This is a genomic window from Heliomarina sp., assembly GCF_052826185.1.
The window spans coordinates 80,947-98,240 of sequence record NZ_JBRBUI010000016.1; the positions used below are offsets into that span (position 1 = coordinate 80,947).

Consider the following 17,294-nt stretch of genomic DNA (forward strand, 5'->3'; position numbering starts at 1 on the left):
AACTTTAACACGAGTCGCGCTTTGCGCCCTAATGGCCGTGTCGGCGAAATGGCGCTTTGGTCAGTGGGGAGTCGCCCCAGTGCATTGAGAAAATATCAATCTCTGTCAGGAGGTTGTGGGTGCCGGGCTGCATTGGCGCATTGCGACCGAACATCGATGGTCGGCGGGAAATGGCTGGTGAGCGGGACGGGTTGAAATATCCCGGTGTCCGTTCCTGCTGAAATTCCGGGCGCTTGCCCGCGCATCTCAAAAAGGCGAGACGGTCGGGTAGGGCCAAAGTCTTTCAGCGGTTTCAGAGGCAGACCCATGCGCCGGTCTGGGTTGCGCCGAGATCTGCGAAATGAAGCTTTAGCGGCTGGTGTTCATCGACGTAGGAGCTCGCGAACCCGCGCATGGGAAGATCCTTGCGGACGAAAAACCCCGCGATCCAGACGCCGAGCAACAGGCCGCTTTTCTCACGCAGTTCGATCCGGTGGCCCTGTACGTCGCCATTGTCGAGACGGCCGCTGGTATTGGACATGCGCGATTCAAAGCAGACGAGACCGTTGCTGTAGAACCGCCATCGCACCTGTTCCCAGTCGCATTCGTCGACCGAAACGCGGTTGGTCCAGAGATATTCATGCCATGCGAGTTTGGTGTCTTCGTCGGCCGCTGCCACCGATCCCTGAAAGGACCCGTCGCTGGTTTCCGCTTTCCAGCGGATATAGCCCGCAGGTTCGTGTTCGCGCCCGATTGGTATGCCGGCGCTGGCGAGGCCCAGCGACTTCTTGATAAAATTGTCGCGTTCCTTGTTTTCCTCGATTTCGATCCCCGCGAGTTTCGAGACGAGCTTGCTGGCCACATTCAAGATCATCAGCTGACGTCCTTTGCTGGTCCGCAAATTTAAAATGCCGTTGGCGGTCAGGTGAGTTCGAGAAGTTACATGTTGTGCGAAATTTTAATCCGCCGTTAACGATTAATGTTGAAGGCGGGTCGCAGGTCAAGCGCCGTGAAGGGCAGCACCTGGCGCGGGGACCCAGCCGCCTGTTTCCAAGCGGCTGGGCGTCGTATCGGTTCAATCCGGCAGGGCGTAGACCGCGACCTGATCGCCGACGGCGGGTTTCAGGATCGAGTTGCCACCACTGACGAAAGCCACGTACTGGCGGCCCTGATATTCATAGACCGCGGGGTTGGCGACAACAGGCGCTTCGAGTTGGTCGGACCAGAGCTCTTCTCCGCTGGCGAGATCATAGGCCCGGGCCTTGGCGTCCATCGTCGCGCCGATGAAGATCAGCCCGCCTTTCGTGACTGCCGGTCCGCCGATGGTCGGAGACCCCATGCTTTCGGGCATATAGAACCCGAACTTCTGGGATTCACCGATGGGCTTGCGCCATTTCACGTCGCCGGTATGCATATCGATGGCGACGAGTTCGCCGAAGGGCGGTTCCCAGCAGGGCATGCCCAGCCAGTTCATCGCGTTCATCAGCGACATGCCGTAGGGCGCGCCCTCTTGCGGGTAGAAGCCGCTTTCATTGCCCGAACCACCGGCTTGCTGGTCGTAATCCTCACGGGTGAAGAGTTTGATGTACTGGACCACGTGAGAGGTGTTGAGAACGGCGGTCTGGCTCTCGGGATCAAAGGCCACGCCACCCCATTGCACGCCCCCGGCGGAATCCGGGTAGGCCAGCACGCCTTCGCCCTTGGTAGTGGGCGGCGTATACATGCCTTCGTACCAGAGGTTGTCGAACAGCCTGCTGCAAGAGCCAAGGCCGACGACATCGGCGATTGCCCAGACCTCGGGTTTTTCCGACTGGTCGAGAAGCGGCGCGGGCTTGGTCGGGAAGGGCTGGGTCGGCGCGTAGTATTCGCCCTCAACCGTTCCGTCGCCACCGGGAACCGGACGTTCCTCGATCGGCCAGACATCTTCGCCGGTTTCGCGGTTCACCACGAAGAGGAAACCCATCTTGGTCGCCTGCATGAGCGCGGGGATGTCTTCGCCGTCGACGGTGATATCCATAAGCGTCGGGGCCGAGTTGATGTCATAGTCCCAGATGTCATGATGCACCCACTGGCGCGACCAGACGACCTCTCCGGTGTCGAGGTCGAGCGCGGTGGTCGAGGTGGCATAGGGTATTTCCTCGGTCCGGTTGCCGCCCCAGTAGTTGGGCGAGGGCGAGGCAACCGGCAGGTAGATCATGTTCAGCCCCTCATCCACCGACATATGCGTCCAGACGTTGGCGGTGCCGGTCTGGCGGCGGATATCTTCGGGAAGGGTTTCAAAGGACCATTGCAGCTCGCCCGTTTGCGGATCGACCGAGAAAACCGCGCCCGGAGGGGCCTCGGCATATTGCCAGTCCATCCCGGCCCAGCCAAGCACCACGTGGTTGCCGGTGATCGTGGGCGGTTGCAGAAGCGAAAGCGGGAAACGGTCGTTGACTGTGTTCCACTGGTTCATGTCCAGCACGCCGTCTTCCCCAAAGCGGGCGCATTTTTCGCCGGTATCAGCATCGACGGCAAAGAGCTGGGCGTCCATCGTGCCGATATATACGATCTTTTGGCAGGTCTCGCCGGCGACCGGCTCGGGGTTTTCCCAATATGAGACACCGCGGTTCTTGAGCGCGGGCTGGGTCAGCGGTTCAAGCTTGGAATCCGTGCTGAAGGACCATTTCTGCTCACCCGTGGCCGGATCCAGCGCGAGGATGCGATAGAAGGGCGTACCGATGTAGAGCGTATCGTTGGCGAAGACCGGGGTTGCCGACCAGACGGTTGCGGTGAGGTCGCCCGATCCGTCGGAAACATCGCCGGTATGAATGTCCCAGACCTTTTCAAGTTCGCCGACATTCTCCGTCGTGATCTGGGTAAGGGGCGAATATTTCTGCGCGTTGAGCTGACCGTGGAACCCATCCCATGTGGCGGTTCCAGGCACGAGAGGAATGTCGGACCGGGTGCGGGTCGTGGTGCTCAGGATCGGATCGGCGACACCGGGGAAGCGATCAACAGGTTCGGGTGTCTGGGTTTCGGTTTGCGGGGCGGTTTCCGTGGCCTCAGGCTGGGGAGTTTCCTGAGCAAAGGCGACCGGGGGCAGGGCCAGCATGGTGCCCATGAGGAAGAGTGTTGGCAGGCGAGTCATGCGAGGGCTCCCGTGGATTTCGGGCGCGTCGCCGAGATGTCGTAGATCAAGCCGACCAAGACGATGACCATCGCAACGATGAGCCACCATTCGTGAAGGAAATAGGCGGCGAGCCCGGTGAGAACGGCACCGAGGCCGATCATGAACCGAAGAAAGCCGCGCCAGCCGGTCGAATGGCTGAGTTGGACGAGCACACAGGCAATCGCGATGAGAAGACAGGCGAGGACGACGAGAGCGGCCCCGTAAGTGCCGCTGACGCCGGTGAGCGGGGTGAGATAGTTGTAAAGCGCGACAGCGAAACCGCCGAGGGCTCCGGCCAAAGTCACGATGGTTCGTGGCTTGCCCGGGTAGGTGGGGCCAGACATGTGGGGACTCCTGAAACCGTTGCTGAACAGGTTGAACTTTTCAGGTAGCGCGTCTGATTTTTCGTCAATGGTTGTGCCGTATCAAGGCGGTAGAGCGGGGCCCGGCAGGGCAGGCCCCGTTCTGATACTTCAGGCCATTTCGCGCGGCCAGAACCGCAGCTTGCGGCAGGCTTCAAGGAAATCCCCGGCCTTGTCGGTGGTGAGATCCATGACCCCGTCGTCCTTTTTGTCCTTAAGTCCTGCGGCGTCGAACAGCGGACCGGCGGAGGCATGGGCGATGAACTTGCAATGGGCATAGGCATCGCTGAGGAAGTCCTTGGCCGGTTTCATTGCAGCGACATCCTTTGCCTTGTCGTCAGAGAGGATGATCGCGACCGCATCGAAGACGACCGACGGCCCACCGTCGATCTTTTCGTCGGCCTCCATCATCTTGCCGTCCGAGAGCTTGGCGCCCTGAACATGGGGGGCGATTATCGCGACCTTTGCGCCTTCGTCCTCAAATGCGGTTTTCAGGTCTTTAACCAACCCGGCATCCGCACCTTCGCAGAGGAAAATCCCCAGCTTGCGACCGGCAAAGCTGTCGGGTGCGTTCTTTAGGATGCTGAGCGCGTCCGAAGGTTTCAGATCGGTGATCGGTTCGCGTGCGGGCGTTGCGGGTTCGGGCATGTCTTCGATGCCAAGACCTTTGGCGACGCCCGAGGCGAGATCGTCATGAACGTTCATCAAATGACCGAGCATCCGCAGGCGGATTTCTTCGCGTTCAACCTTGGATAGCTCAAAGGTATAGGCCGCAATGATATGGTTCTGCTCGGTCTCGGTCTGGCTGATAAAGAACTGCCGCGCCTGGCTGTAGTGATCGGCGAAGGTTTCCGAACGGGTGCGCTGTTTCGGGCTTCTACCGGTGCTTCGTAGCTTTTGAATCCGATCTCGGGGTTTTCGCGGGGCCCGCCATCTTTGCCCCAGCTGTTAGGTTCGTAGTTGGCCCGACCCTTGGGGTTGTGCATCGCCATGTGCCCATCCTGCTGGAAGTGGTGCATCGGGCAGCGCGGCGCGTTGATCGGGATATGGGTGAAGTTCGGCCCGCCGAGACGTTTGGTTTGGGTGTCCAGATACGAAAAGTTGCGGCCCTGAAGCAACGGGTCGTTGGTAAAGTCGATGCCGTTGACGATGTTCTGCGTGCAGAAGGCGACCTGCTCGGTTTCGGCAAAGAAATTCTCGACGTTGTTGTCGAGCGTCATGGTGCCGATGATCTGGACGGGAACGTCCTCTTCGGGGATCAGCTTGGTCGCGTCGAGGATGTCGAATTCGAACTTGTCGGCAAATTCGTCGTCAAACACCTGAATGCCCAGATCCCATTGCGGATAATCGCCACTGTCGATGGCATCCCACATGTCTCGGCGGTGGAAATCCGGGTCCATGCCGTTGATCTTGAGCGCTTCGTTCCAGACGACGGATTGCATCCCCTGACGCGGTTTCCAGTGGAACTTTACAAAGTGGCTTTCCCCCTTGGCGTTGATCAGGCGGAAGGTGTGAACGCCGAAGCCTTCCATGAAGCGCAGGGAGCGCGGGATGGCGCGGTCGGACATGGCCCAGACGGTCATGTGGGTTGCCTCGGGCGAGAGCGAGACAAAATCCCAGAAGTTGTCATGGGCGCTCTGGGCTTGCGGAAAACCACGGTCCGGCGCGGGTTTGACCGAATGGATCAGGTCGGGGAACTTGATCGCGTCCTGAATGAAGAAAACGGGAATGTTGTTGCCAACGAGGTCCCAGTTGCCTTCCTGCGTGTAGAATTTGACAGCAAAGCCACGCACGTCACGGGCAACATCCGGCGATCCCTTGCTACCTGCCACGGTGGAAAAGCGGGTGAAGAGAGGGGTCTTTTCGCCCTCGCGCTGGAAGATGTCGGCGCAGGATAGTTCAGGAATCGCCTTGGTCAGTTCGAAATGACCGTGTACGCCATAGCCGCGCGCGTGGACGACCCGTTCGGGGATACGCTCGTGATCGAAGTGAAAGATCTTTTCGCGCATGATGTGATCTTCGAGCAGGGTCGGGCCGCGCGAGCCTGCCTTGAGCGAATTCTGGTCATCTGCAATCGGGGCGCCCTGCGCCGTGGTCATGGTGCGCTCCCGGTCTGTTTCCTGCTGGCGGGGTGCGCCGCCCTTGTCTAGTTTCGCGTCTTTCATGGAAGCCTCTCGATACAAACAGTAGATACGACTGTTGGTGAAAACTCTGGTCGCGTCCGGATCGTTATGGCCCCGGCGCTCGGGGCAAAACGTACGGGTAAGCGACACGGTTCCGAAGTAAGTTCGCACAGTTGCGCGGCCCGCGATTGGGTCGCGGGCGATCTTTCAAATGATTAGGGATGGATCAGGAAATGGTGGCGGGCTGTCGCTTGCTGAGAATGCCCGAAGCAAGGAACACGCCTGCAGCCACCAAGGCGACACCGAGGATTTTCAGAGGCGTGACCGCTTCGCCCAGAAAGGCGACGCCGCCGAGCAGGGCGAGGATTGGCGTCAACGCACCGAACGCCGCGGTTTCGGCCGCACCTAGGATGCGCACAGCATAGCCAAAGAGAAACATCGCCAGAACCGCGATGATAAAGCTTTGCAGAACGATCATCACCGCGATGTCGGTCAGGCTTACGCGCGAGAATGTCACGTTGCCGGTTGCGAGAAGCAGGGGCGCAATCAGGACGGAACCCCAGAACAGGCCAATGACAAGACCATGCAGAGGGGAAAGCCCGCTTTGACGGAAGATTACCGAGTAGATCGCCCATAGCAGCGATCCCAGCAGGAACATCAGGTGTCCCTTCCACGCGTCGACCTCTGATCCGGCAACGATCTGCCAGAGACTGACGAGCATGGCGCCGACAAGGATCATGACAAGTCCGACGCGGCGGCGTGGTCCGGGGATTTCACCCATGATTACGAAAGCGGCCAGCGCCGTCCAGAAGGGCAGCATACCGGGCGCGAGTGCGCCGCCATCGGATGCCGGTGCAAAGGCGAGGCCCATCGAGACGAGGTAGGGAAAGACCGCGCTGGCGCCAACCATCAGGATGGCGGACCTTGCCCAGGATTTCTGTCGCGGCAGCACGCCCAGTCTGAACATGACCGGTGACAACAGCAGCGCGCCGGGGATCAGGCGGAGGATGAGGAGTTCCTCGACGGTGAAGGTACCCTGAACGGCGAAGCGGGTGATCAGGATGAAACCCGCCCAGATCGTGACCGTGCCCAAGGCGGCAAACAGTCCGAACCCACGCTTGTCGGAAATATCCATCCAGTCAACCTTTCGCGGGACCATCCCAGGGGAGCGTAGAGTCATGGACGAAAGGGGGAAAGCCCAAACCGGCGGGCATTGCGACAAATTTCACATGCTAACCTTTTCGGCGCTTCGAAAGGTGCTGTGCGTGGCAAAATACGATTAGGCCCAGAAGCGAAGACTGCAGGGTGAGGATTACTCCTTGAATGTCTCGTGACAGCTGCGACAGGCTCGACCGAGTTGCTTGATCGCACGGCCAAGTTCGCTTTTTTTCTGAACGGTCCCGGTGAGGGTTTCCGCCGCCTCATTCAACCGGCGTGCGCGGTTTGTGAAGGTGTCATGATCCGTCCAGATTCGCGGCAGCGCCTCGGATTGCGGGTCGTCTGCCTTGATCTCGAAGAGCGCGGGGATGCGTACCGCCTGTGTCGATATTACGGCGAGGGCCGCATTCGCCGCGCTTGCATCGAATGCCGATTGCCCTTTCGACATCGCGCCGAGGGTCTTCATCTGCGCGGCCATCTCCTTCATGCCAGCCATCCGTTTCTGGACATTCGGGTCTTGCACATCGCTATGCGCGATAGCGGTGCTGCCCGCCATGGCGAGGGCAAGAATGACGTATCTCTTCAATATTCCGGTTCCTTCCTGTGTGGCTTTTGCGCAGCCTGGCAGGTTACGCGACCTCGATCCAAGTGTTCATGCCGGAAGCTGCATGGGCGAGCATGTGGCAATGAAGCAGCCATTTGCCCGGGTTGTCGGCGACAAAGGCAATTTCCAGCGGTTGGTTCGGCAGGCTCAGGATCGTGTCGCGCATCGGACCCAGGCTCCCATTGGCGCGGACCTGCCGGAAATGCATGCCGTGAAGATGCATGGCATGGGCAAAAACCGTGTTGTTGATAAGTTTCAGACGGACGGTTTCGCCCATGTTGAGCCGGGCGAATGGAGTTTCTGTCATGCCGACCTGTCCTGCAAGTGCCCAGAACTGACCATTCTGCATCAGCTCGCGGCCGCCCATATCGCGCCCTTGGTAACTTGCCGAGATAATACCGCGCATGGCACCGCCCTCCATCGTCATCTCGAGCCGTTGCGCCGCATCGAGGCCGGGGACCTCCATGCGCGGGTTCGGGGGCAAGGCTACGGGAGCTGCGCGCGTATGGGCTGCGGCTTTTCCAGTGACGGGCATGCGGACGAGCACCTGCCAGCTGTCGTCATTTGCAAGGTGCAGCAGGCCGGCTTCTTCCCCTGTATCTGCGATGACATCCACGATCAGGTCCACGCGCTGGGCGGGGGCGAGAGTGATCGCGCCGTCCACGGGTTCGGGGCTCTCAAGCGGCATGCCATCCAGCGCGACGGTCCAGCCCGAAAGCCCGTGCAACCGCAGATCGAAGATGCGCGCGTTGGCGGCGTTGATCAGGCGCAGGCGCAGCCTTTCATGTCGCCTGGCGGGCAGGACCGGATCGAACGTCCCATTGGCACCGAGGAGGTTGCCGATGTGTCCGGCGTGGCTCAGCATCATCGGGTGATTGAAGGGCTCGGCAAATTGCGCGGTTTCGGGGTTTAGCAGCCAGTCGTCAAAGAGGATGACCTCGTCCCGGTCCACATCGGGCGGGTCCTGTTCCTCGACGATCAGCGGACCGGCAAGGCCGCGCGCGACCTGCTCCATCGAGTTGGTATGCGCGTGATACCAGTAGGTGCCGGCGTCCGGCGTGGTAAAATCGTAGTCGAAGATCTCGCCCGACGGCACCGCATCCTGCGTCAGCCCGGCGACACCATCCATCGCGTTGTCGATACGGATGCCATGCCAGTGGATCGAGGTTGGCACGGGCAGTTCATTCACCAGCCGCCGCGTCATTCGGCCGCCTTGGGGGAGGCGCAGGATCGAGCCGGGGATCTTGCCATCGTAGCTCCACACATCGGTCATCGCGTATTGCGGTGGTGCGATCTGTGCTTTGGCCGTCCGCGCGGTCAAAGGCATGGGTGACGATGCGCTTACGGGCAGGGCAAGCGCAGCCGAGGCGCCAGCCATTGCGGTGCAAAATCCGCGCCTGGTCAGGTTCGGTGTCATCGCTGTTTTTCCCGTTACCAAGTTGCCGTTTTTACATGGCGGCAATGTTAGACTCCGCTACTGGCTAAGTCAGGTCATTGGATGACAGTATGCGGGTGATATTCCGATGATGTGATCGAAGCGGTTAGCCCCGAGTTCCTGGTGCTTGGCGGGAGTTGCAGTCAGACGGAAGCAGATCAGGCGGTCTAGACGACTCCCGGATCAGACTTTAGCGCGGATTGATTGTTGAAACCGCGCCGTGGTGAAACGGCGCGGTCCGGTGTGCTTTATGCGTCCACGCCCATGGGCAGATGGCGGCGCCGTTCTCCGGTCGCGGCGAACAGCCCGTTGGCAATGGCGGGGGACACCGGTGGGACTCCGGGTTCACCCACGCCGGTGGCATGGACCGAGAAGGGATGCGGCACGATATGGGTGACGACCGTGGGGTAGTTGTCCGAGCGCACCACGTCGTAGTCGTAATAGTTAGACTGTTGAACCGCACCGTCCTCGAAGGTGATCCCCGAATGCAGGGCCACTGTCATGCCCATGACGGCCGCACCCTGTATCTGGCTTTCGATACGTTCGGGGTTCGCGGCGAATCCGCAGTCGATGGCCATGTGCATTTCGGGCACGGTGATCCGACCATCCGCTACCTTTACCCGTGCCGCGCAGGCGACATAGGATACAAAGCTGCGGTGCACGGCGAGCCCGATACCTTCACCTTCGGGCAGGTCGGCGCCATAGCCGATACCGTCGGCAGCCATATTGAGGACATTTGCCAGCCGGCCCGTTTCGATGGGGAACTCGGCCATCGGCTCGCCATAGTTCCAGAAGTTGTCAGGCAGCCCGGCTGCTGCCGGATCGAGAGTGCGTGGTGCGCCGATGAGTTCCAACCACATCTCCCTTTGGTCCTTACCGAGCTCTTGCGCCAACTCGCCGACGCAGGAGCCGATGGCCCATGCGTGCGGTATGTTGGACACCGCGCGGAACCAGCCGATCCGGGTATGCGCGAGCGCCTTGCCGTGCTCGCACCGGATATTGGGCAGATCGAAGGGCAGGTCGGTCATCCCCATGGCAAGTTCGAGTGGCAGCATGTTGCCTTCGTCGGGGGCGAAGGTGGACAGGATCGAGGGCGCGACGGAGCGATGCCGCCAGCCGGTAACCTTGCCCGCGTCATCCATCGCGACGTCGATCCGTTCTGCCGAGGTGGTGTGATAGAAGGAATGCTTCACGTCGTCCTCGCGTGTCCATTGCACCCGCACCGGAGCACCCAGCTCTTTGGAGAGAAGCGCCGCCTCGGTGACGAAATCGGCCTTGGATTTGCGCCCGAAACCACCGCCAAGAAGCGTGACATGCACGGTGACCTGTTCCGGATCGAGCCCAAGTGACTTTGCCGTGTCTGTGCGGGTTGTGTAGGGGCTTTGGACCGGCGCCCAGATTTCCAGCTTGCCGTCCGCGTAGCTGGCAATGGCGGCGGGTGGCTCCATCGGGATATGCGCCATATGGTCCTGCGTGTAGGTGCCGGTAAAGGTCTTGGCGGCACTGGCGAAGGCGGCGTCGATATCGCCCTGATCACGCGCAATGGTGCCCGGGTTTTCCGACTGGGCGATCAGATCAGCCATGTAGCTTTCGGAGTTGTAGTCCCCGTGCGGCCCGGCCTCCCATTCGATCTTTAGCATGTCGCGTCCCTGCAGCGCGGCCCAGGTATTGTTGGCCACAACGGCGATCCCGCCGAGCGGTGCAAAGAGGGGCGGCATGGAGACGTAGGGAATTTCATGCACGCTTTCGACGCCGGAAACGGCCAGCGCTTCGCTGGCGTCATAGGACGCGGCCTTGCCTCCGACGACTGGTGGGCGGGCAATCACGGCGAATTTCATGCCCGGGAGGGTGACATCGGCGCCATAGACTGCTTCGCCCGTGGTGATTTCGTGGATATCGGTGATCTGGATTTCGCCCTTGCCGATGTAGCGGAACTGGTCCTCGGTTTTATAGGCGATCTCTTCATGGGCAGGGACTGGCTGTGCCATCGCCGCTGCTGCCAGGTCGCCAAAGCCCATGCTCTGACCTGCAGGGCCTTTGACCACGTGCATTTCCACGGTGATCTGCGATGGATCGGCGCCCCATTCCTCGGCCGCGGCGCGGGCCAGCATTGTGCGCACGGCACCACCGATCTTGCGCGCCATCTGGATATGGTGACGCATCGAACGTGACCCGTCGGTGTCCTGATTGCCGTATTTCGGTTCGTCGCCGGGGGCCTGCACGATTTTCACGCGGGACCAATCGGCCTCCATTTCATCCGCCATCACCATCGGGATGGAGGTGCGGCTGCCGGTGCCCATTTCCGAGCGGTGGGCGACCAGCGTCACCGTGCCGTCGGCGTCGATCGATACGAAGATCAGGGGATCGTCGACGATACCGTGGGGCATGTCGGTGCCGCCAACGGCGTAGGTGTCAAAGGCGCGGGCCGGAACGGCGTATGCGGCCAGCGCAAATGCACCGGAAGTGCCAAGAAAGCCCCGGCGGGTGACTTTTTCGAATTTGACACGCGCGGTTGCTGTTTCGATCAGCGGTTCAAGATACTTAAGCATGTCTCAGATCCCCGTGCTGGCGTGGCGGACGGCATCGACGATGCGCTGGTAGCAGCCGCACCGGCAGACATTTCCGGCCATGGCTTCCAGGATTTGGCTGTCCGTGGGCTTTGGCGTTTCGGTCAGGAAGGCAGCCGCCTGCATGATCTGGCCGGGCTGACAAAAGCCGCATTGCGGGACGTTGAGATCGCGCCAGGCGACCTGAACCGGGTGATTGCCCGCGGGGTCCAGCCCCTCGATCGTTGTCACCGCCTTGCCCTCGACGCTGCCGAGGCTTGTCTGGCAGGACCGCACGGCTTCGCCTTCGACATGTACGGTGCAGGCTCCGCAAAGCCCCGCGCCGCAGCCGTATTTGGTTCCGGTAAGCCCTGCTGCGTCCCGGATGGCCCAGAGAAGCGGCATGGTCGGGTCTACGTCAAAGTCCCGCTCCGCGCCGTTCAGAGTTATCTTGGTCATGTCTTCCTCCCGAAAATGCAAACCGTGGCGGTCAAAGCGAAATCGGCACTTTTGAATTCAGGGACACGCTCTTATCAGAATCGCCGCCAGGTTGTGCGATCGTAGCACAAAATGCCTGCAGGCTCAGCATTGTATGAGCCTGTGGCAATCTCAGGTTGTTTAAGGGCGAGGAGCCTTTGGGGCACTGGAAGGTCTGTTGCGAACAAGGAGTGCGAACCCAAGGAAATTTTCATCCTTGAATGTTGCCTTGGGTTTGTCGGGGACGCGTGTCGGGTTTTGCGTCGTTCCGCTCCGACGGAGTCCTTATCGCTCCATGGCTCTTGTTGATCCTGACACCCTAATGCCTTCCCCAGCCACATCGCTGATTTCAGCATGAAGCAGGGATCGTGACCCCATGTCCTCGCCCTGTACGATGTCGATGGCGCCTTCATGGGGCCAACCGATGTCACGAAGATAGCCCGAGAGGGCAGCGGCGGCGGCCCCTGTTGCCGGGTCTTCGAGTACGCCGCCAATGGCAAAGGCGTTGCGGCTGTGAAATTTCCGCTTTGTCTCGATCCAGACGAGGTCGATTGTCGTCAGACCGTGCTGGCGCATCAGGCGCGCACCTTCCGCCAGATCATAGTCCATCCGGGCAAGCGCGGCCCTGTCACGAAGCGCGAGGACCAGATGGTCGTTCCCGGCATGAGCGAGCCCGGGTGGGAGGGCGGGATCAAGATCAGCGGGCTGGTAGCCGAAGAGCTTCAGTGCAGCATCGACAAGGTCGGGATCTGCGGCGGCACTGCGGGTCGGCGGCGAGGTCAGGGTTGCCTGAACGGCGTCGCCGTCGCGATGGGCTTCGACGGTGATGTTTCCCGAATTGAGGTGCAGTGAGAAGGTGCCCTCTTTGCCCTGTTCGGCAAGGACGCTGCCGAGCGCCACGGTGGCATGACCGCAGAAGGCGACCTCTTCCTCGGGTGAGAAATAGCGGACGCGCCAGCCATCTCCGTCAGATGCCGCAAAGACGGTTTCGGAGTATCCCACGTCAGCCGCGATCTTCTGCATCTTGGCCTCGGAGGGGAGGGTGTTGCCCACGACAACGCCCGCCGGGTTTCCGCCAGTGGTCCCATCGGAGAATGCCGCCAGTCGCTTGATCTCGGTTTCAGTTTTCGTGTCCATTGTCAGATCCTATCAGAAAATTTGATCTGCACGCGCCAAGGCGTGGCCATGTCAATGCGGATGCGAGTTGACCGGCAGGGGCGCTGCCGGTCAGTTGTGGCGTTACAAGCTGCCGACGGCGGCGTGATGAATGGTCGGCCAGATCTCTTCGGCCTTGCTGATCGTGCCTTCCGGATCTTCCTTGTATTTCGCAAACACCGCAGCATTCACAAACAGGTACAGCTTGCCGTCGACAATATCGGCATAGCGCGGATCACCGTCAAGCTTCTTGCCGAGAGCGACGGCGAAGGCGCAGAACCCACCGTACTGGGGCAGGTATTTGCCCGGATCGGCCTCGAACATCGCGGCGGTTGTCTCGGACGAGAAGTAATAGGCGACACCATCATGGATCACGGTCCGGGTCGCCGCGCCGCTGGCGACGGCGTTCAGTGTCGAGAGCGCAACGGGGTCGACGCCGCGCAGCGCCAGAGGCACGCCGTCAATCGTGAATCCGTTGGTGACGTTGTATTCATCCTCGGCCATTGCCGGCGTCGCGATGGCCCAGGCAACGCTCATGGCGAGGAACAGGTTGGTGAGAGGTTTGGAGTACATTGGTTTTTCCTTTGGTTGAGCCTGTGCGGGAAACCCTTTCAGGCGATGGCTGGATGTTTCGCCGGACGGTAGTCGTTCCGAAAATCCGGCGGTGTTGGCGGTGAAAATGGTCCGGCCCCTGTGAGGCGAGTTGGGACGAGAAGGGGCCGGACCGAGCGGCGACCTGCCGGAATGGGCGGGCGGCAGACCGCATGCTTGGGCGGCAGTCGGATCCGGGAGCGGGGACCCACTGCCACCGGCATTACATCGCGTGGGCTTCCTCGATTGCGCGCACGGTGTTTTCGGTATTGTCCACGGCGCTGGCGATCATGCGGAAGTTGGTCAGCGAGGCGGCGTAGCCGTCGTAATGCGCGGTAATCGCACCGGCGGTGGCGTCGGTGACGACCATGACCTCGAAACCGGCTTCGACCAGCGCCCGCATGTGGGATTCCGTGCAGAGATTTGACGACATGCCGCCAAGGATCACCTTGTCGATCCCCGCCTTGCGAAGCTGCAGAAGCAGGTCGTTGCTTTCCGGCCCATAGACCTTGTGAGGGCTGGTGACGACAGTCTCGCCATTGTTGATGTAGGGTTTGTACCGTTCCAGCCAGTCCGCGCCGGAGCCTTCGAAACCGGTCAGGTCCAGCGCCGTCGGACGGTCGAACATGCCCAGCTGGTGCATCACCGTCTCGAGCGTGCCCTCGAAGTGCCATTTGTGGTCATGTTCGTAGTAATAATGGGGAGAGACGAACACCGGCATCCCGGCTTTCTCGGCAGCGGCGAACAGCGACTCGAGGTTCTCGACCGTTCCGTTGGCTGTGATGCTTTCTCCCACGACGCCCCAGGTCACACCATCCGGTGAGAGAAAGTCGTTCTGCGGATCTGTGATTACAAGCGCCGTATCACCGGCGGTGATGTCGAAACCGGGCATCGGCAGGCCGTCGTTGATCGGCGGCAGGGTGGCCGTTGCGGCGCGCACTTCGCCGTCCTGCGCCATGGCCGGGCCGGTGCCGAGCCCGACGACTGCGGCGCCTGCGGCAACCGTCAGTCCCGCGCCGAAACAGGCACCAACGACGGACAGTGCCAGTTTGATGTTTCGATTCTTCAACTCCATGATCTTCCTCCTTTTTCGCGCTTGTCGGCGCAGATGTTTTCAAAGCCACCGGAGACCGGGCGCGACCGCACTTGTGGTCGTTTGTTCGCCTGACTCCGTATGCTTCTTGGGTACGCTGTGGGCGGCGTGGAGGTATTGACCCGAACTGCCAGAAACTTGACGTCGCGTGACAAAGCGGGACAGAATGCGCCGGTCTCGGCAGAGCCCGGGGGTGCTGGCTGTCGGAGGAAGGGGCGTGACGGAAATTTCAGCAATGTTCGTGCGCAAGCAGGTCAGCGAGGCGCGCAACGTTTCGGACAAGGCTGCGCTTTACACTTTGGTCGGGCTGACTGAAGAGTCCGCGCGCGCGCCCGACGCCAAGATCACGACGGCTGACTATTTTACCCTGCTGGAAAAGATCGCAGAGAGCGAATGGCCCGATCCGGCATTCCACATGCGCGTCTGCGCTGGCATGCGCTGCGAGGAATTCGGGGCTGTCGGACTTGCCATGAAATCGGCGCCAACCCTGCGCCATGCCTTTGAGCGAATGCACCGGTATGCGCGGCTTTATAACAGTTCTTCGGCCTTTGCTGTCGAGGACAAGGGCAATGTCTATTGTTGGACGCATCGCAGGCCGCAGCCAGCGCGGCTTGGCAATTACCTCTCCAACGAAGCTGCGCTTGCGACCTTTCTCACGTTGTGCCGCGAGTCGAGCAGGCCGGACCTCAAGCCGGTCCGACTTCAGTTCGCGCACCGGCGCGAGGGAAGTACCACGGCCCTGACTGATCATTTCGGCATAGAGCCGATCTTTGATCAGGAAATCGACGGGATGCAATTCGCGGTCGAAGACGTTGATCGTGCCAGCCCGATTGGGGATCTCGGTATCTGGAAGTTCTTCTCGGATCATCTGGAAAGCACGCTTCCACCGATGGAGACGGAGCCGGACAGGCTCGCGGCGCAGGTGATCGAAGAGGTCGCGGGACTGCTCAGCGGCGGGGTGCCGCAGCTTGCCGAGGTCGCGGGACGTCTGGGTCTGGGCACGCGCACTTTGCAGCGTCGTCTGTCCGACGGTGGCAAAAGCTATCAGGAACTTGTGGCCGAAGCGCGCAGGCGTCTGGCTCGCAAACTGTTGCGACGCTCGGAATATTCGCTTGCCGAAATCGCATTTCTGACCGGGTTTTCGGAGCAAAGCGCCTTTACCCGCGCTTTCAAACGTGGCGAAGGCATTACTCCGCGTGCCTTTCGGCAAAGCACGCTATCGACCGCCCATGCCGGGTGAATGCGTTTTGCATCTCGTGGCTTGCGTTCTGCTTTCTGGATTTTGCCGGGTCGAATAGGCTCAGGGTGACGTGAGGAGATCCCGCATGGTTATTTCCTGTGCCAGTTCAGTGTCAGCAGGTGGAGAATAGGTGAGCCCTTCTGACGAGGCGAGCGACTGAAGCCATGCTTCATCCGCCATGTCGTCCAGAATGTCGTTCAGGCTTTTCAATAGTTCTTTGCGCTCTTCGAGTACGGCGATGCCGATATCCATGCCGAAAGGATGCCGCCATTCGGCAAGTTTGAGACGGGTGATCGCGTTGCTTTGCCGGTAGTTGTCAAAAGCAGCAACATCGACGATGGCCAGTTGCATGCCTTCGATTTCTGCCTGCCACAGGAAAGAGGCGCCGGGATTGAAGTGCCGAGCTTGCTGGCGATCCTGCGGCGGCAGGGCCGCCATCGCGATGGCCCCTGACAGCGTACCTTGCTGAAACGCCAAGGGGCGATCTTGCAGGTCGCTCAGATCTTTCGGCTCTGGTGTGCCGTCGAGATAGACGAGGCCAATGGTGGAGCGCATGTATCCCTGCGAAACGGCGAGAGGCCGGACATCCACGAATTCGGTCTGAACGTCTTTCAGAAAGCTCGTGGACTGGTCGATCTCTTGCGGCATGCCAACCCAGCGCGGCAGTCTAGCGCGGTCATAGCCCGGCGTGCCGACCGCCCGTACATAGCGCGGATGGCCGGGGACGACATCGCAGAGAGGGAGTGACAACATGGCGTAGGTGTCGCGCAGCGGATCGCTTTGTTCCTCAAGCTCGCCTTCGAACCAGACCGGGGAAAACGATAACCCCATCCGCGAGGCGATTTCTTCCATCAGGTGATAGTCGAAACCGGACCCGCCAGCATTTCGCTTGCCTGCGATGACGCCCGAGTTCCGCGGCAAGCATGCCGTTAGAACACCGGGCTCCATTGTCCCGATCTCTGTCTCGGCCGGTGCGACCGAGGGCGTGGCGAGCGTGAGCAAGAGGGTGGCGGCAAGGCCCGCGAATAGCCGCAGATTACGACTATCCATTGTCCGGCCCTTCGGGCAGCGGCTCCTTTCCACCGCGTGTCACCACGTAGATCCACAATACGTCGAGTTCGTCGGGCAAGAGGATATCACCCCATGCAGGCATATCGCCTTTCCCGTTCTGGACGCTGTTGTAGAATTCGTCTTTCCGGTCCTGCGGCCATTTCCGCAGATCGTAAGAGGATGTGCCGGGGTTTTTCATGTCGATCCCATGGCAATGGGAACAGAACTGCTTGTAGGTGCTCGCGCCCTTGGCGAGAGCGGCTTCATCTGCCTGTGCTGGCGCAGTCAGATGCGCCAGCAGGACAAGTCCAATTATCGGAATTCTCATGT

Annotated in this window: 16 protein-coding genes; 1 reads left to right on the forward strand and 15 read right to left on the reverse strand. The window is 60.7% G+C overall.

Translation table 11 applies throughout. The features are described from left to right. Positions 1-292: 292 nt before the first annotated feature. The 13 genes from ACU0FH_RS03685 to ACU0FH_RS03745 form a co-directional block, all read right to left on the reverse strand. Entirely contained in the window at positions 293-853 is a 561-nt protein-coding gene (locus tag ACU0FH_RS03685; protein WP_446193400.1) for a hypothetical protein, read from the reverse strand. A 201-nt stretch (positions 854-1,054) separates the two neighbouring features. Then, positions 1,055-3,109: a pyrroloquinoline quinone-dependent dehydrogenase gene (locus tag ACU0FH_RS03690; RefSeq protein WP_446193401.1), complete on the reverse strand. Its 2,055-nt coding sequence runs from the start codon at positions 3,107-3,109 to the stop codon at positions 1,055-1,057. Next, the gene (locus ACU0FH_RS03695; protein WP_446193402.1) at positions 3,106-3,474 is read right to left on the reverse strand and encodes a hypothetical protein; all 369 of its coding nucleotides are present in this window, start codon (positions 3,472-3,474) and stop codon (positions 3,106-3,108) included. The genes ACU0FH_RS03690 and ACU0FH_RS03695 overlap by 4 nt, the downstream gene beginning before the upstream one ends. Before the next feature lie 129 nt (positions 3,475-3,603). After that, entirely contained in the window at positions 3,604-4,302 is a 699-nt protein-coding gene (locus ACU0FH_RS03700) for a catalase-related domain-containing protein (protein WP_446193677.1), read from the reverse strand. Continuing rightward, positions 4,197-5,657, reverse strand: a complete 1,461-nt coding sequence (locus tag ACU0FH_RS03705) for a catalase (RefSeq protein WP_446193403.1) — start codon at positions 5,655-5,657, stop codon at positions 4,197-4,199. The genes ACU0FH_RS03700 and ACU0FH_RS03705 overlap by 106 nt, the downstream gene beginning before the upstream one ends. A 184-nt stretch (positions 5,658-5,841) precedes the next feature. Continuing rightward, positions 5,842-6,750: a DMT family transporter gene (locus ACU0FH_RS03710; RefSeq protein WP_446193404.1), complete on the reverse strand. Its 909-nt coding sequence runs from the start codon at positions 6,748-6,750 to the stop codon at positions 5,842-5,844. A gap of 177 nt (positions 6,751-6,927) precedes the next feature. After that, entirely contained in the window at positions 6,928-7,359 is a 432-nt protein-coding gene (locus ACU0FH_RS03715; protein ID WP_446193405.1) for a c-type cytochrome, read from the reverse strand. 43 nt (positions 7,360-7,402) lie between these two features. Further along, the gene (locus tag ACU0FH_RS03720; protein WP_446193406.1) at positions 7,403-8,794 is read right to left on the reverse strand and encodes a multicopper oxidase family protein; all 1,392 of its coding nucleotides are present in this window, start codon (positions 8,792-8,794) and stop codon (positions 7,403-7,405) included. Between the two features lie 266 nt (positions 8,795-9,060). Continuing rightward, the gene (locus ACU0FH_RS03725; protein WP_446193407.1) at positions 9,061-11,361 is read right to left on the reverse strand and encodes a molybdopterin cofactor-binding domain-containing protein; all 2,301 of its coding nucleotides are present in this window, start codon (positions 11,359-11,361) and stop codon (positions 9,061-9,063) included. A gap of 3 nt (positions 11,362-11,364) precedes the next feature. Continuing rightward, entirely contained in the window at positions 11,365-11,817 is a 453-nt protein-coding gene (locus tag ACU0FH_RS03730; protein ID WP_446193408.1) for a (2Fe-2S)-binding protein, read from the reverse strand. Between the two features lie 303 nt (positions 11,818-12,120). Continuing rightward, complete coding sequence (locus ACU0FH_RS03735; RefSeq protein WP_446193409.1) at positions 12,121-12,972, reverse strand: PhzF family phenazine biosynthesis protein; 852 nt, start codon at positions 12,970-12,972, stop codon at positions 12,121-12,123. Positions 12,973-13,074: 102 nt separating this feature from the next. Further along, positions 13,075-13,563, reverse strand: a complete 489-nt coding sequence (locus ACU0FH_RS03740; RefSeq protein WP_446193410.1) for a YHS domain-containing (seleno)protein — start codon at positions 13,561-13,563, stop codon at positions 13,075-13,077. A gap of 241 nt (positions 13,564-13,804) precedes the next feature. Further along, positions 13,805-14,656: a cysteine hydrolase family protein gene (locus tag ACU0FH_RS03745; protein ID WP_446193411.1), complete on the reverse strand. Its 852-nt coding sequence runs from the start codon at positions 14,654-14,656 to the stop codon at positions 13,805-13,807. A 235-nt stretch (positions 14,657-14,891) separates the two neighbouring features. Between ACU0FH_RS03745 and ACU0FH_RS03750 the strand changes: the two genes are divergently transcribed. After that, the gene (locus tag ACU0FH_RS03750; RefSeq protein WP_446193412.1) at positions 14,892-15,914 is read left to right on the forward strand and encodes an AraC family transcriptional regulator ligand-binding domain-containing protein; all 1,023 of its coding nucleotides are present in this window, start codon (positions 14,892-14,894) and stop codon (positions 15,912-15,914) included. A gap of 60 nt (positions 15,915-15,974) precedes the next feature. On the opposite strand, the gene ACU0FH_RS03755 is transcribed toward ACU0FH_RS03750, so the two are convergent. Continuing rightward, on the reverse strand, positions 15,975-16,964 hold the full coding sequence (locus ACU0FH_RS03755; RefSeq protein WP_446193413.1) for a hypothetical protein: 990 nt from the start codon (positions 16,962-16,964) through the stop codon (positions 15,975-15,977). Further along, positions 16,957-17,292, reverse strand: coding sequence for a c-type cytochrome (locus ACU0FH_RS03760; RefSeq protein ID WP_446193414.1), 336 nt, complete (start codon positions 17,290-17,292; stop codon positions 16,957-16,959). The genes ACU0FH_RS03755 and ACU0FH_RS03760 overlap by 8 nt, the downstream gene beginning before the upstream one ends. Positions 17,293-17,294 lie beyond the last annotated feature (2 nt).

Excerpts from the sequence above, each read along its gene's own strand:
- ACU0FH_RS03685 (WP_446193400.1), bottom strand. The coding sequence starts at position 853 with ATGATCTTGAATGTGGCCAGCAAGCTCGTCTCGAAACTCGCGGGGATC.
- ACU0FH_RS03690 (WP_446193401.1), bottom strand. The coding sequence starts at position 3,109 with ATGACTCGCCTGCCAACACTCTTCCTCATGGGCACCATGCTGGCCCTG.
- ACU0FH_RS03695 (WP_446193402.1), bottom strand. The coding sequence starts at position 3,474 with ATGTCTGGCCCCACCTACCCGGGCAAGCCACGAACCATCGTGACTTTG.
- ACU0FH_RS03705 (WP_446193403.1), bottom strand. The coding sequence starts at position 5,657 with ATGAAAGACGCGAAACTAGACAAGGGCGGCGCACCCCGCCAGCAGGAA.
- ACU0FH_RS03710 (WP_446193404.1), bottom strand. The coding sequence starts at position 6,750 with ATGGATATTTCCGACAAGCGTGGGTTCGGACTGTTTGCCGCCTTGGGC.
- ACU0FH_RS03720 (WP_446193406.1), bottom strand. The coding sequence starts at position 8,794 with ATGACACCGAACCTGACCAGGCGCGGATTTTGCACCGCAATGGCTGGC.
- ACU0FH_RS03725 (WP_446193407.1), bottom strand. The coding sequence starts at position 11,361 with ATGCTTAAGTATCTTGAACCGCTGATCGAAACAGCAACCGCGCGTGTC.
- ACU0FH_RS03730 (WP_446193408.1), bottom strand. The coding sequence starts at position 11,817 with ATGACCAAGATAACTCTGAACGGCGCGGAGCGGGACTTTGACGTAGAC.
- ACU0FH_RS03735 (WP_446193409.1), bottom strand. The coding sequence starts at position 12,972 with ATGGACACGAAAACTGAAACCGAGATCAAGCGACTGGCGGCATTCTCC.
- ACU0FH_RS03740 (WP_446193410.1), bottom strand. The coding sequence starts at position 13,563 with ATGTACTCCAAACCTCTCACCAACCTGTTCCTCGCCATGAGCGTTGCC.
- ACU0FH_RS03745 (WP_446193411.1), bottom strand. The coding sequence starts at position 14,656 with ATGGAGTTGAAGAATCGAAACATCAAACTGGCACTGTCCGTCGTTGGT.
- ACU0FH_RS03755 (WP_446193413.1), bottom strand. The coding sequence starts at position 16,964 with ATGGATAGTCGTAATCTGCGGCTATTCGCGGGCCTTGCCGCCACCCTC.
- ACU0FH_RS03760 (WP_446193414.1), bottom strand. The coding sequence starts at position 17,292 with ATGAGAATTCCGATAATTGGACTTGTCCTGCTGGCGCATCTGACTGCG.